The sequence below is a fragment of the Avibacterium paragallinarum genome, assembly GCF_011765605.1.
In the GTDB taxonomy this organism is placed as follows: domain Bacteria; phylum Pseudomonadota; class Gammaproteobacteria; order Enterobacterales; family Pasteurellaceae; genus Avibacterium; species Avibacterium paragallinarum.
The window spans coordinates 1,754,269-1,768,493 of record NZ_CP050316.1; the positions used below are offsets into that span (position 1 = coordinate 1,754,269).

At 41.7% G+C, this 14,225-nt stretch carries 11 protein-coding genes; 3 read left to right on the forward strand and 8 right to left on the reverse strand.

Annotation, left to right across the window (positions count from 1 at the left end; genetic code table 11):
- Positions 1-6 precede the first annotated feature (6 nt).
- Entirely contained in the window at positions 7-669 is a 663-nt protein-coding gene (locus tag HBL79_RS08455) for an SPOR domain-containing protein (RefSeq protein ID WP_046097496.1), read from the reverse strand.
- A gap of 189 nt (positions 670-858) precedes the next feature.
- Entirely contained in the window at positions 859-3,045 is a 2,187-nt protein-coding gene (gene priA, locus HBL79_RS08460) for a primosomal protein N' (RefSeq protein ID WP_046097497.1), read from the reverse strand.
- Positions 3,046-3,246: 201 nt separating this feature from the next.
- Here priA and rpmE point away from each other — a divergent pair, with 201 nt between their 5' ends.
- The gene (gene rpmE / locus HBL79_RS08465; RefSeq protein ID WP_035685509.1) at positions 3,247-3,459 is read left to right on the forward strand and encodes a 50S ribosomal protein L31; all 213 of its coding nucleotides are present in this window, start codon (positions 3,247-3,249) and stop codon (positions 3,457-3,459) included.
- A gap of 84 nt (positions 3,460-3,543) precedes the next feature.
- On the opposite strand, the gene paeA is transcribed toward rpmE, so the two are convergent.
- From paeA to mltG, 6 genes are all read right to left on the reverse strand, one after another.
- Positions 3,544-4,830 (reverse strand): polyamine export protein PaeA, encoded by a 1,287-nt coding sequence (paeA, locus tag HBL79_RS08470; protein ID WP_035685512.1) that lies wholly within the window; start codon positions 4,828-4,830, stop codon positions 3,544-3,546.
- 66 nt (positions 4,831-4,896) lie between these two features.
- Positions 4,897-5,424 carry a DUF1523 family protein gene (locus tag HBL79_RS08475; RefSeq protein ID WP_017805123.1) on the reverse strand — a complete coding sequence of 176 codons (528 nt, stop codon included), beginning with the start codon at positions 5,422-5,424 and terminating at the stop codon, positions 4,897-4,899.
- Positions 5,425-5,452: 28 nt separating this feature from the next.
- A complete protein-coding gene (locus tag HBL79_RS08480; protein WP_035685515.1) occupies positions 5,453-6,235 on the reverse strand; it encodes a TatD family hydrolase in 783 nt (260 codons plus the stop codon).
- 9 nt (positions 6,236-6,244) lie between these two features.
- Positions 6,245-7,249 (reverse strand): DNA polymerase III subunit delta', encoded by a 1,005-nt coding sequence (locus HBL79_RS08485; RefSeq protein WP_035685518.1) that lies wholly within the window; start codon positions 7,247-7,249, stop codon positions 6,245-6,247.
- 5 nt (positions 7,250-7,254) lie between these two features.
- Positions 7,255-7,884, reverse strand: coding sequence for a dTMP kinase (gene tmk / locus HBL79_RS08490; protein ID WP_035685519.1), 630 nt, complete (start codon positions 7,882-7,884; stop codon positions 7,255-7,257).
- A 1-nt stretch (position 7,885) separates the two neighbouring features.
- Complete coding sequence (mltG, locus tag HBL79_RS08495; protein ID WP_035685521.1) at positions 7,886-8,917, reverse strand: endolytic transglycosylase MltG; 1,032 nt, start codon at positions 8,915-8,917, stop codon at positions 7,886-7,888.
- 244 nt (positions 8,918-9,161) lie between these two features.
- Between mltG and HBL79_RS08500 the strand changes: the two genes are divergently transcribed.
- Positions 9,162-9,308, forward strand: a complete 147-nt coding sequence (locus HBL79_RS08500; RefSeq protein ID WP_167316900.1) for a hypothetical protein — start codon at positions 9,162-9,164, stop codon at positions 9,306-9,308.
- A gap of 56 nt (positions 9,309-9,364) precedes the next feature.
- Complete coding sequence (locus HBL79_RS08505) at positions 9,365-14,224, forward strand: DEAD/DEAH box helicase (protein ID WP_208743563.1); 4,860 nt, start codon at positions 9,365-9,367, stop codon at positions 14,222-14,224.
- Position 14,225 lies beyond the last annotated feature (1 nt).

Sequence of the window (14,225 nt, forward strand, 5' to 3'; positions counted from 1 at the left end):
CATTATTTACATTCCAATAATAACACAAGGGGTAATTGCTTTTACTTTTGATAGTACTGCTTGAGCCTCATCCCTATTGCCAACAGGACCAACCATAACTCTATTCCAATTATCTGTACTATTAATTCGTGCATTCAACCCTGACATAATTAAATTAGCTTGAATGTTTTCGGCTTGTTGTCGGCTTTTGAACGCACCACATTGCAAACCAAATTTTTTTTCATTTGAAGATGCTTTATTCGCTAAAGAATTAGTCTGCATATTATCTGTGACATCAACTGCCCTAACTTTAGTTTGTTCTTCTATTTGTTTTAAATGGTTAGCTTTTTGTTCCTTTTCCATCTCTAGTAATACTTTTTTTTGCTCAGCAGTCAAACGCATATTTTTTTCTAAAGATTTGGGATCATTATCAATTGGCACTGTCCTTGTTTCCAAGGCTTTAATATAACTCCATACTTCTTCTGGAGGGCTTGGTAAAACGCTTTTAGGCGTTTTTTTCTCTTGTGGGATCACCACTGGAGCGATTTCCGTTGATTTTTCTTTCAAGAAATAAAGCCCGCCTGCAAACAAGGCAATGATAACTAACACCGCGGTTAAAATCAGCGGTGTATTGTTTTTTTTCTTCTTCGCTTTCCCCGTACGGCGAGTTGCATAATCTCGTTGAGCCACAATCGAAAATCCTATTAGTTAAAAGTGCGGTGTGAATGTTGAGCGTTTTTTCAATCGTTACGCGTAACAGCACACTGAGTTTACGCCCCTTTTGCTTTCATTCAATTGCTAAACCGCCTCGCCATCGCACCGCATTAAACAGTAAAAATTGCCCCAATTCTACTGAAAAATCCTTGAATTGGCTAGTAATTAGGTTAAATCAAGGGGATCGACATCTAAAATCCAGCGAACTTGGTGGGATTTTTGCGGCATATTGGCTTGGAATTGGCTTAATGCCTGATGTAACACCGCTCTTGATGAGTGTTGCACCAATAATTGCCAACGATACGCCCCTGCCTTTTTGCTGAATGGGGCAGGCATTGGACCATAAATTTGCAAGCCCTCAATGGATAAATGCTGTAATGTCGCGGCGATCTGTTGCAAAAACTGCTCTGCTTGCTCCGAATGACGGCTTTGAGCGCGAAATAACGCCTGCGAGCTGTACGGCGGCAGTCCCATTTGTTCGCGTAAATGCAAGGCTTGCTGAGCAAACTCGCCATAGCCCTCTTTCAATAATGAGCGTAGCAAAGGGTGATCGGGATAATGGGTTTGTAGCACCACTTGCCCGTGTTTTTCGCTTCGCCCCGCACGCCCTGCCACTTGTACATAAAGCTGAGCGAGCCGTTCTTCCGCACGAAAATCTAACGAAAATAAGGCATTATCTACATTCAAAAGCCCTACGAGGGTAACATTGGGGAAATGATGTCCTTTCGCCAGCATTTGCGTGCCGATGAGAATTTGGCTTTTTCCTTGTTGAATATCTTGCAAATGCTTCTCCAATGTGCCTTTACGAGCGGTGCTATCGCGATCGATTCTTGTAACCACATAATCAGGAAAACGCTGTTTGAGAGTGTCTTCAAGCTGTTCCGTGCCAAGCCCTGTGGTCATCAAATGGGTTGAGCCACAATGCCCGCATTGCATTGGGATCGGCTTTTGTGAACTGCAATGATGGCAACGCAACACCCGCTGATGTTGATGATAAGTATAGGGCTTTTCACAATGCTGGCAGGTCGCGATCCAACCGCATTCGTGGCAAAACAAAACGGGGGCAAAGCCACGCCGATTAAGGAATAACAGCACTTGATTGCCCTGTTGCAAATGTTCTTGCATTTTATTTGCCAAGGCATCAGACAGCCCATTTTGAATCCGCTGATGTTTCAAATCAATGACAAATTGTTGAAGTGCGGTGCTATTTCCTGCCCGTTTTTGCAAAATAAGGTGCTGATATTTGCCCAGCTTCACATTATTCAGGCTTTCCAAACTTGGCGTTGCCGATCCCAATAAAATCGGAATATTCAGCAATTTGGCATACACCACCGCCAGATCCCTCGCGTGATAACGCCAGCCTTCTTGTTGTTTGAACGAGCCATCGTGTTCTTCATCGATCACGATCAAGCCCAAATTAGAAAATTGGGTGAACAACGCCGATCTTGTGCCGATCACCACCGCACTTTGCCCCGATTTCGCTCGCTGCCACGCACGCAACCGCTGAGTATCATTCAAATTGGAGTGAAGCACATCAATTTCCACATTGAAGCGTGCTTGAAAACGCTGTACCGTTTGCGGCGTTAAGCCAATTTCAGGCACAAGCACCAGCACTTGTTGCCCTTTTTTCAAAGTTTCTTCAATGGTTTGTAAATAGATTTCCGTTTTGCCCGATCCCGTAACCCCATCAATCAACCACACAGCAAAGCCTTGATGAAACAAAATTCGCCCCAGTGCGAGGGCTTGCTCTTTGTTTAGGCGGTGTTTGTTTTCTTCATTGACGATCGGCTGTTCAAGGGCTTGCCAAGGACGAATAAGGTTGGCTTGCTCGTATTCCTCCACATAGCCCTTTTCCTTGAGGCTATGCCAAATGTTAGAAGCAAACGGCGTTTGCCCTTTTTCCTGCGAGGATTGAGCGAGCAACTGCAAGGCTTCTTGTTGTTTTTTCGCCCGTTTCAGCAAATTCTCCCGCAATGCCTGCTCGCCCTGCGGGGTAATGCGTAAAAAAGTGCGGTCATTTTCCACCGCACTTTCTCCCTGTCGCAATTTCACTGGCAAGGCTTGAAATAACGCCTCACCCAGTGGGGCTTGATAATAATTCGCAGCCCAATGGATCAATTGCCACAGGGGTTCATTAAAGAGATTTTCTTCATCTAGCACTTGGCAAATGGGTTTGAGCTGTTCGGAGGCGACCTCACTTTGTGCGGGGAAATCCACCACAATGCCAACCCGTTGTTGTCGTCCAAAAGGCACAAGCACCCGCCCACCACGCACGGGTTGCATCTCTTCGGGGAGTAAATAATCAAAAAATTGAAACAACGGCACTGCCAATACGACACGGACAAGATTCATTAATTGCTAAGCCTTTATTCGTTTTCTTGTGGCTATTATAGCGAAATTCTCACGCCCCTTGAATATTCCTTTTTTTTCGGTATAATTCGCGGCTTGAATAAACGATCCTGTTTATGGTGATTCACTATAAACGTAATATTAACCACACTCGGTGCTAAATTCAGTTTTAGAGAGCGGAGTGGCTTCAAATTGAGGTTTTCTATGCAACAAGGTATTCACCCAGAATATAAAGAAATTACGGCAACTTGTTCTTGCGGTAATGTAATCAAAACTCGTTCAACGTTAGGTAAAGACTTAAACCTAGATGTGTGCAGCAACTGCCACCCATTCTACACTGGTAAACAACGCGTTGTTGATACTGGTGGTCGTGTTGAACGCTTCAACAAACGTTTCAGCATTCCAAGCACAAAATAAGATTGTTGCGAAAAACAAGATTATTGCGAAAAACGAAATTATTGATAGAAACCCTACTTCGGTAGGGTTTTTTGTTGGCGAAGATTACTCTTTTCTCAAAGACACCATTAACTGGTCAATTTTAAAATTCTCGGTGTCGATGATCTCAAACTTGTAGTTATCATAAAGCACAAAATCGGTTTTTTTCGGGATTTTGCGTAGCATATACATCATAAACCCACCGATGGTTTCGTAATTTTCCGCATCAGGAAAGGCTTCAATGTCTAAGGCACGCATTACATCTTCCAGTGGCGTTGCTCCGTCAATGAGCCACGAACTTTCATCACGGCGGACGATTTGTTCTTCTTCGCTCGAAACCAACTCGCCCATTACAATGCTCATCACATCATTGAGGGTAACAATGCCCACCACTAAGGCATATTCATTCACGATCACGGCGAAATCTTCCCCAGCGGATTTAAACAATTCCAGCACTTCAAAAAGAGATAGGGTATCGGGAATAAACAGCAGTTTGCGTAAAATTCGCTGATCCGTGAGGGATACTTGCTGTTCTTGCAAATACAAGGTAAGCAAGTTATGCGATTCAACATAGCCCAAAATTTTATCTAGCCCATTATCACAAATAAGTAATTTAGAATGGGGGTTGGCTTTGATGGTTGCCAACACTTTTTCGCGATCAAAAGTGCGGTCTAAAAAAACGATATTTTCACGCGTGGTCATTGTGGAAGTCACCGTGCGTTCTTGCATATCAAAAATATTTTCGATCAAATAATGTTCTTGCGCTTTTAGCACGCCTGCCTCTGCCCCAGCGTCCATCAACGCCACAATATCTTCAGGGGTCAGGTTATCTTCTCGCACGGTAGAAATACGCAATAAGCGAAATACGCCGTTGGCAATAGCGTCAAACAGCCACACGATAGGCTTAAATAAGAAAATGCAGAATAGCATAATGCGTACGGTGCGCAATGCGACGGCTTCTGGATTGGTCATTGCAAGGCGTTTTGGAATTAAATCCGCCAGCAAAATAAACGCAATGGTTACAATGGCAAAAGACAACCAAGACGCGGCACTTTGCAACCATTCTGCGTGGCTATATTGGGCAAGTAATTTTTCCAGTACAGGACTAATGGCACGCTCGCCGATCACCCCGCCTAAAATCGCCACCATATTCAAGCCAATTTGCACTACGGTGATAAATCGCCCCGGTTGGGCTTGCAGTTGTAGCACCAATCTTGCTCGCTCATCACCTTCATTTTCTAAACTTTGTAGCTTTAATTTTCTTGCTCCTGCGAGGGAAATTTCTGCGGAAGAAATCACCGCACTTATGCCAATTAAGGCAGCCAAACTTAATATTGCTTCAAATAATCCCATTTTTATTATCCTTAGACAAAAAATGGTGCATCACAAGATACACCACTTTCGCCTTACTTTTGATGCTTATCGTTCGCTATCAAACCAACCACGCACGAATTGGATTGAGAAAAATAAAGTAATCAGCAAGAAGAAGTAAAAGATGTAAGACAAAATCGGGTAAGAAGCCCCTTCGTCTAACGTAACTTCTTTAATTGAAGTGGCGTTGCGGAACTCGTCAAACAACACTAAACGCCAGCCGTAATATTTCACTTGCACCAATTTATGTTCTACCGCAAAACTTTGTGCTTTGGCTTGTAAATCCGCCGAGCCAAATTTGAAATAAAATGGAAAGCTCCAGCGGGTATCTTCGTTGCGATACACCATCACTTTATCCTCGTTCGGCTTTTGCGTGTAAATATAATACACATCGCGGGTTGGGCCGTCAGCGGGGTTGGATTTGGTGATTGGGCCATCTTTATCCACCCGCTTCACTTCCACGCCCGTTACGCGGGTAACATCATAATGCGGGGTGACATAGTTCACCAGTGCGAACAAAAAACCGTGAAAAAGCAATATCACCAAGATGAAAAAATAGTTAAAAAAACGTCGCATTGTTTCTTTCTCCTGCTAAAGTGGTGAGTTATTGTACCTGAATTTTAAATAAACGCTCGAAATTTTGCGTGGTGATTTGAGCAAATTCCTCACTCGTCAGCCCTTTCAAGGTCGCCACATAGTCGCACACTTCGCGGGTGTAAGCGGGCTGATTTTGTTTTCCACGATAAGGCACAGGGGCAAGATAAGGGCTGTCCGTTTCCACCAGAAGGCTATCTAACGGCACTTTTCGCACCACATCACGCAATTCCACCGCATTCTTAAAAGTAATAATGCCTGAGATAGAAATATAGAAGCCTAAATCAAGGGCTTGTTTTGCCATTTCCCAATTTTCGGTAAAACAGTGCAAAATCCCACCGCACTTTTCTGCATTATGGGCTTTCAGCAGGGCGATAGTGTCTTCCCTTGCTGAGCGAGTATGTACAATAATCGGTTTCGCCAACTCATTGGCGATGGCAATTTGCTGTGCGAAAACAGATTGTTGCTCCGCTTTATTTTCCTCGCTGTAATAATAATCTAGCCCCATTTCCCCAATGGCGATGACTTTATCATCTTGCGCGAGTTTGAGCAGACGCTCATAATCAAAAGGCTCATCTTCCAAATTCAACGGGTGAACACCGCAAGCTAAGGAAATTTGCGGGAACAGGGCGAGGCTGTCATACACCTGTTCAAAACGTTGCAAGGTTACGCCTACCGCAAGCAAATGTTGCACGCCACGTTGCTTGGCTTTTTGCACCACATCGGCAACATTTTTATGTAAGTTTTCGTAATCTAACGCGTCTAAATGACAATGACTATCTACAATAAACATTTGACTTTCCTAATGATTTTGTTGAGGTTCAAACACCTCAGTAATTAAACGGGTTAAGCCATCAAGCAAGATTAATTCTTGATTGACCGCATTAATTTGCATTAAATCAGACCGCACTTGTTGCATAATTTGGTTGGCTTTGAGTAGCCCCTGTGCGGTTTGTTTTTGGTTAAACTGTTGAATAGCTTGTAAAAAATCTGCTTGAACCCAAGTGGCTGGCACGTTTAATTTCATTTTTAACGCATCAGCCAAAAACGCACAAAGCCAATCTAACTGCTGAAATACCCGTTCTTTTTCAAAATACGGTAATAATTCTAGCGGTGAACGACGAGTATAAAACAGCCAAAATTGGCGTAATAATTGCTTGCGGTTTTCCAATAGCCCTTGCTCCAACATCGCCAAGGCTTCTAACGGGCGACCGTGGCTGACTTGAAGTGCGGTGCGAATTTCTGCTGTTTTTTCCTCTGTCTTTTCCGCTACCTGCGTCGCGAGCCAAGCCATCGCTTCGGCTTCACAGGGTAATGAAATGAGCCAAGGCTGACTGCGGCTGTAAATGGTCGCCAACAAGCGAGCGGAGAGATCCACTTGCAACAGAAAATAGGTGCTATCTGTGGGTTCTTCCAAGGTTTTAAGCAAAGCATTCGCGGCGGCTTCGGTTAGGCGATCCGCTTGTTTAATCCACACCACCTTATTGCCGTTTTGCTGTGAGCGTTGGCTAACCTTTTCATTCACCTCACGAATTTGATCGATGCCGATGTCTTTATTTTCAATGGATTCAAGGACATAAAAATCAGGGTGATTGCCCGCATTAAAAAGCTGGCAACTATGGCAATGCCCACAAGGTTGATAATCTTCTGGCGATTGACACATCAACCAGCCTGCCACCTGATAAACCAACTCATCACCACCAATGCCTTGCTCAGTCTTAAATAGCAAGGCGTGATGACCATAGCCCTGTTCAAAGGCGTTGATGATTTTGTCGTAATAAGGTTGCAGCCAAGGATAACGTAACATAAGTTTTATTGATGATTTTTAACGAAATTTTGCACCGCACTTTGAATATCGGCACGCACTTGCTCAATGGGCTGTTCGGCGTTGATGACAACCGCATTCGGATCTTGCTGTACCAATTCCAAATAACGGCGGCGAGTGCGTTGGAAAAAGGCGATTTCCTGTTGCTCAATGCGATCCAACTCGCCACGCCCTCTGGCTCGAGCCAAACCGATTTCGGGATCAAGATCTAAATATAGCGTGAGATCAGGGGAAAAATCCCCTAACACCGTTTGCTTTAAGGATTGCAACAATTGTGCATCAATTTGCCGCCCGCCCCCTTGATAGGCTTGGGAAGATAAATCGTGGCGATCGGCTACCACCCATTTTCCCGCTGCCAATGCGGGTTTTATCACGTTCTCCACCAGCTGAATACGGGCGGCATAGAGCATTAATAATTCCGCCTTATCGCTCACGGGTTCTTCCGTTTCATATTTAATTAATTGGCGTAATTTCTCCGCTAAGGGCGTACCGCCTGGTTCACGGGTGAACACCACATCATCAATGCCCGATTGCTGTAGGGTTGCCAAAATTGCCTCGCGGGCGGTGGTTTTCCCCGCCCCCTCTAAGCCCTCAATGACAATAAATTTTCCTTTCATTTTATTTCCCATTTTTTTGTTGGCGATACCAACGCAAATATTCTTGCACCGCTTGATTATGTTGTTGCAAAGTTTGGCTAAATTTATGCCCGCCCGTGCCGTCCGCAACGAAATAGAGGAATGTGGTTTTCTCAGGGTGAGCCACTGCTTGCAAGGCGCTTTCTGTTGGCATTGCGATAGGGGTTGGCGGCAAGCCCTCAATCACATAAGTGTTATAAGGAGTGGCTTCTTCCAAATCCTTACGGCGAATATTGCCTTGGTAACGCTCACCCATTCCGTAAATGACGGTTGGGTCGGTTTGCAATTTCATCTTTTTATTCAAGCGGTTAATAAACACTGACGCCACTTTGCCACGTTCATCATTCAACGCGGTTTCACGTTCAACAATAGAAGCCAAAATCAGCATTTCATAGGCATTTTTTAGCGGTAAATTGGCATCGCGCGCTGCCCACGTTTTTTCTAATAAGACTTTCATACGATCTGCCGCCCGTTTCAATAATGCCAGATCGCTCGATCTCGGTGTGTAACTATAAGTATCAGGATACAGCCAGCCTTCAATTTTATGCGGTAAATCCGCCGGCAAATCCAATAATTGATAAATTTCTTCTTCCGTTTTATCTGCCAAAGTTTGTTGCAAATAAGGGGCTTTTGCCAGCGTTTTACGCCACGTTTTGAAGGTATCCCCTTCTAAAAAACGCACATTCAGTTGCACTTCCTTGCCGCTGTTTAAACGTTGCAACAAATCCGCCACCGTCTTCACACCCTCAAGGGAATAGGTCCCCGCCTTGATTTTATTTAACTCGGGCTTGAGCTTTAACAACCACGGCAAATAGGTGGCATCATCAATCAGCTTTTCTTGCTCCAACAGCTTGGCTAATTTCGCCCCTGTTGTGCCACGATCCACCGTTAATAACTGCTCCGCCTGCACATTCACAGGGTGCTGCACCCATTGCGTTAAATGCTGATAACCCCAAAGCGCCGCCCCACCAATCAAGAGCAACAAAAACAAAAGAAAAAGGAGAAATTTTTTCATCATCGATCCATCATCAAAAAATTGATGGCAAGTGTATCACAGACGGGCAAATTTTCAGAATGTTATGAAAAACAAGAATAGGGTAAAACAAAGTGCGGTGGAAAAATTCATAAAATTTCCACCGCACTTGCCATCAACAAATTAAACCTCTCTGTTTTATTGAACTATGAAAACTATCATAACCTGATATAATCAGAAAATTTTAGTTCATCTAGATCATTAAATTAAAAATAAGGATTGTGAAATGAAAAATTTAGATCATAATACCAGCCAGCCAGCCAGCCAGCCAGCCAGCCAGCCAGCCAGCCAGCCAGCCAGCCAGCCAGCCAGCCAGCCAGCCAGCCAGCCAGCCAGCCAGCCAGCCAGCCAGCCGGATTATCCCATCTATTAAAAACCTATCAAGACATTTCTTTAACTGAACGTGAAAAAGGTACTTATTTTGAGTATTTGACTATTCAGTATCTCACTCACGAACCAGCTTACCGCGATTTATATCAAGAAGTTCTCACCTTTGCCGACTGGGTGGAAAAATATCAACCTGAAGGAACAAGAAAAACCGATACTGGCATTGATTTAGTTGCTATTGATTTTGAAGGAAAATTCACTGCAATTCAATGTAAAAATTACTCTCCAGATCACCGCATTCAAAAAAGTGATATTGATAGTTTTTTCACAGCTTCAGGTAAAAAAATCTTTTCTCATCGCTTGATTGTTACGACCACAGATCACTGGTCTGAAAATGCGGCTGAATCCCTGAATGATCAGCAACCACCTGTAACCGTTATTGATCGCTCCGCTTTAGAAAACAGCTTAATTGACTGGTCATCATTCCAACCAAGCCAAGAGGTAAAAACTCGTGAGAAAAAAACATTAAGAGAACATCAAATTTCTGCATTAAATGCTGTAAAAGATGGATTACAAACCGCCGATCGCGGAAAATTAATTATGGCGTGCGGTACGGGGAAAACCTTCACCTCTTTAAAAATTGCCGAAGAGATTGCTGGAAAAGGAAAAAGTGTACTCTTTTTAGTACCTAGCCTTGCCTTACTTTCTCAAAGCTTAACAGAATGGACTCAAGAAGCTGATATTCCATTACATAGTTTTGCAGTATGCTCTGACAGTGATGTAGGAAAACAAAATAAAGATAACAATGACTTAGTGCAAACACAAATTCACGAATTGCAATACCCCGCAACTACAAATGCTGCTAGCTTATTTAAAGCCGTAACATTTCGACACAATGATGAAGCTATGAGCGTTGTTTTTTCAACATATCATTCCATAGATGTTATTCATCAAGCTCAGCAAAAAGGGCTACCTCCTTTTGATTTAGTCATTTGTGATGAGGCACATCGTACAACAGGTGCAAGTTTTGATGATGACGAAAATGAATCTGCATTCGTACGCATTCACAACAACGATTATATTAATGCCCATAAACGTCTTTATATGACAGCAACTCCTCGCATTTATACCGAAGATGCGAAGAAAACAGAGGGTGTTGTGGTTTATTCAATGGATGATAAAAATCTATTTGGAGATGAACTTTACACCATTAACTTTTCAAGTGCGGTAAAAAGAGGATTACTTGTAGATTACAAAGTTCTCGTTTTAGCCGTAGAAGAAAGCCATATTAATCGCCGCTTAGAATATTTACTAAATCGAGAAAACAATGAAATTCAAGTAGATGATGCAGCAAAAATTGTGGGTTGTTGGAAAGCCTTATCTAAATATGGGGTTGAAGATGAACTTACTGACGATAGCCAACCAATGAAAAGAGCGGTGGCTTTTTGTCAAGTTATTGAAAAAGATTATAGAGGCTCAAAGCATAAAGTAAGCTCTAAAGCCATTGCTGAAATGTTTGATACGGTGGTAACCGCCTATCAAGAACAAGAAATTGAAGCGCTCAAAGCAATTGATCCTAACCTTACTCGTGATCAATCGCTCACGCTTAAATGTAAGGCTGAACACGTTGATGGCTCAATGAATGCCAGCGAGAAAGCAGGAAAAATTAATTGGTTAAAAGCAGAAACAGAAGAGAATACCTGTCGCATTTTATCGAATGTTCGTTGTCTTTCAGAAGGCGTTGATGTGCCAGCACTTGATGCGGTGTTATTTTTAACCGCCAGAAACTCGCAAGTTGATGTCGTACAATCCGTTGGGCGTGTAATGCGTAAAGCGGAAGGCAAAAAACGTGGTTATGTCATTTTACCCGTTGTCATTCCAGCCAATAAAACACCGGAAGAAGCCTTGAATGACAACGAAAATTATCGTGTGGTATGGCAAGTATTAAACGCTTTACGCTCGCACGATGACCGCTTTGACGCAATGCTGAATAAAATGGAATTTGATGGTGCGGCAAAAGATAAGATTGAAGTGATCTCAGTGATTAATGACATCTTTAAAAAGCCAACCAAGAAACAGCAAGCCAATAAGAAAAAATACGATAAATCAGGACGAAATCAACATTCGATCGGTGGAAAAGATAGTAGCCTTGCCGATGCCACACAATTAGACTTCCAATTTGAAGTGGGTGAAATTGAACGGGCTTTAGTAGCAAAAATCGTAAAAAAATGTGGTAATCGAACCCATTGGGAAGATTGGGCTGCTGACGTGGCAAAAATTGCACAAACTCATATTGACCGCATCAATGCCATTTTAGAAAATCCACAGAACACCGTGCAACGTGAAGCCTTTAATGCTTTTGCAAACGAATTACGCGATGATCTCAACAATGCCATTAGCGACAGCGATGTGGTAGAAATGTTGTCACAACATTTAATTACCAAACCCGTATTTGATGCTTTGTTCGCCAATGATAACTTCAGTGCACATAACCCAATGTCAATGGCATTACAGGAAACAATTGATAAATTACAAGGACAAAACATTGCTAATGCGGAAACTAAACGCTTACAAGAGTTTTATGAAAGCATTCAGCTCCGAGTCAGCAATATTCAATCCCCAGAAGGCAAACAACGCATTATCAAAGAACTTTATGAATCTTTCTTTAATAACGCATTCCCTAAAATGCAAGAGCGTCTTGGCATTGTTTATACGCCTATTGAAGTAGTGGATTTTATCTTGCACAGTGTTGAAGATGTACTACAACAAGAATTTAGTGCCTCTTTAGCTGATGATGGCGTGCAAATTCTCGATCCGTTCACAGGAACAGGCACATTTATCACACGTTTATTGCAAAGTGGCTTAATTCCAATCGATAAACTGCCAAATAAATATCAGCAAATTCACGCCAATGAAATTGTGTTACTGGCTTATTACATTGCTGCGATTAATATTGAATCGGTTTATCATGCCTTATTAGCACAAAATGCACAGGCAGATAAGGCTAAAAAACAAGGCTATCAACCTTTTAAAGGTATCTGCTTAACCGATACCTTCCAACTCTATGAAAAAGAAGATTTGGTTGATGCCATTTTAGAAGAAAACTCCGCTCGCCGGAAACGCCAGAAAAAACTGGATATTCAGGTGATTATAGGTAACCCACCTTATTCAGCTGGACAAACTTCTGCCAATGATAACAATGCGAATGTCGCTTATCCATTGTTGGATCAACGCATTAGTGAAACTTATGTTCAGTTCTCTAATGCAACAAGTAGAAGGACTCTTTACGATAGTTATATCCGAGCTATCCGATGGGCATCTGATCGAATAAAAAATAAAGGTGTTATTGGTCTTATCACTAATGCAAGCTTTATTGATAGCAATGCTGCAACTGGGGTGCGTAAATGCCTCGCTGAAGAATTTTCAAGTTTATATATTTTTCATATGCGTGGAAACTCTCGTACTTCAGGTGAAGAAGCAAAAAAGGAAGGCGGAAATATTTTCGATATTCGGACGCCAACAGCTATCTCTATTTTGGTAAAAAACCCTGATAGTACAAAAAATGGCAAAATCTATTTTTGTGATATTGGTGATTATCTTAAAAAACAAGAAAAGCTGAATAAAATTATTGAATTTAAAAGTATTAAAGGCATTTCCCAACAAAATGCTTGGCAAGAAATTATTCCCGATGAGTTTAATGATTGGTTAAATCAACGTGATACTAGTTTCACTCAAAATATAGCTATAGGAGATAAAACAGGCAATGAACCATTAGTTATATTTAATATTTACTCTCTAGGTGTCGCTTCAGGACGCGATACTTGGGTTTATAATTTTTCTACTGAAAAACTGATTACCAATATGACTTCAATGATTAATTTCTATAATGATGAGGTTTTAAACTACAAAAATAAACTTGCAGAAAACCTTTCTTTAAATGTAAATGACATCATTACTTTTAATCCTCAGAGAATTAGCTGGAATAGAGAGTTAAAAAGAGATCTTATGAAACATAAAAGCCATGTTTTCATAAGTAATAAAATTAACTTCGCAATGTATCGCCCATTTACAAAATCCTATTTATATTTTGATAAAAATTTTAATAGCATGACCTACCAAATCCCCAAACTCTTCCCAACCCCAACCGTGGAAAATAAGGTGATTTGTGTTACTGGACTGAGTGCTAGTGCTTTTAGCACTCTAATAACAAATGTGATACCTGATCTTAATATGATGAAAGCAGGTTCTCAATGCTTCCCGATTTATTTATACGAAGAGGATAAAAAAGAGCAAGGGAAATACCAGCGCACTGATGCTATTACCGATCAAGGCTTGGCTTATTTCACCGAATATTATGCTGATTTCAATATTCAGAAAGAGGATATTTTCTACTATATTTATGGCTTATTACACAGCGAAGAATATCGTCAACGTTATGCCGATAATTTGAAAAAACAACTTCCTCGTATTCCACGCGTGAAAAACATCAAAGATTTTTGGCATTTTGTGCAAGCCGGACGCGCATTAGCAGAACTTCATTTACATTATGATCAAGTGCCAATGTATGATGGCGTGCTATTTTCTGGTGGATTAAAAATTATTGAAGATAAGCTCAGCGGTGGCGGTATTGCTTTTAAACCAGAAGATTTCTATGTAGAAAAAATGAAATTTGTGAAAAAAGCAGATAAAAGCAAGGTGAAATATAATGACAAATTCACCATTGAAAATATCCCACTAGAAACCTTTGATTATATTGTAAACGGCAAATCCGCCTTAGAATGGGTAATGGAACGTCAATCCGTTAAAGTGGATAAAGACAGCGGTTTGGTAAACGATGCCAACGACTGGGCAAACGAAACAATGAATAACCCTAAATACCCGTTGGAATTATTCCTAAGAGTGATCACCGTGAGCCTAGAAACAATGAAAATTGTCAATAACTTGCCAAAATTGGTGATTTAAT

Coding starts and splice junctions, on each gene's coding strand:
- paeA (WP_035685512.1), bottom strand. CDS start 4,830: ATGGGATTATTTGAAGCAATATTAAGTTTGGCTGCCTTAATTGGCATA.
- priA (WP_046097497.1), bottom strand. CDS start 3,045: ATGAATCTTGTCCGTGTCGTATTGGCAGTGCCGTTGTTTCAATTTTTT.
- HBL79_RS08475 (WP_017805123.1), bottom strand. CDS start 5,424: ATGCGACGTTTTTTTAACTATTTTTTCATCTTGGTGATATTGCTTTTT.
- tmk (WP_035685519.1), bottom strand. CDS start 7,884: ATGAAAGGAAAATTTATTGTCATTGAGGGCTTAGAGGGGGCGGGGAAA.
- HBL79_RS08485 (WP_035685518.1), bottom strand. CDS start 7,249: ATGTTACGTTATCCTTGGCTGCAACCTTATTACGACAAAATCATCAAC.
- HBL79_RS08500 (WP_167316900.1), top strand. CDS start 9,162: ATGAAAAATTTAGATCATAATACCAGCCAGCCAGCCAGCCAGCCAGCC.
- mltG (WP_035685521.1), bottom strand. CDS start 8,917: ATGAAAAAATTTCTCCTTTTTCTTTTGTTTTTGTTGCTCTTGATTGGT.
- HBL79_RS08480 (WP_035685515.1), bottom strand. CDS start 6,235: ATGTTTATTGTAGATAGTCATTGTCATTTAGACGCGTTAGATTACGAA.
- rpmE (WP_035685509.1), top strand. CDS start 3,247: ATGCAACAAGGTATTCACCCAGAATATAAAGAAATTACGGCAACTTGT.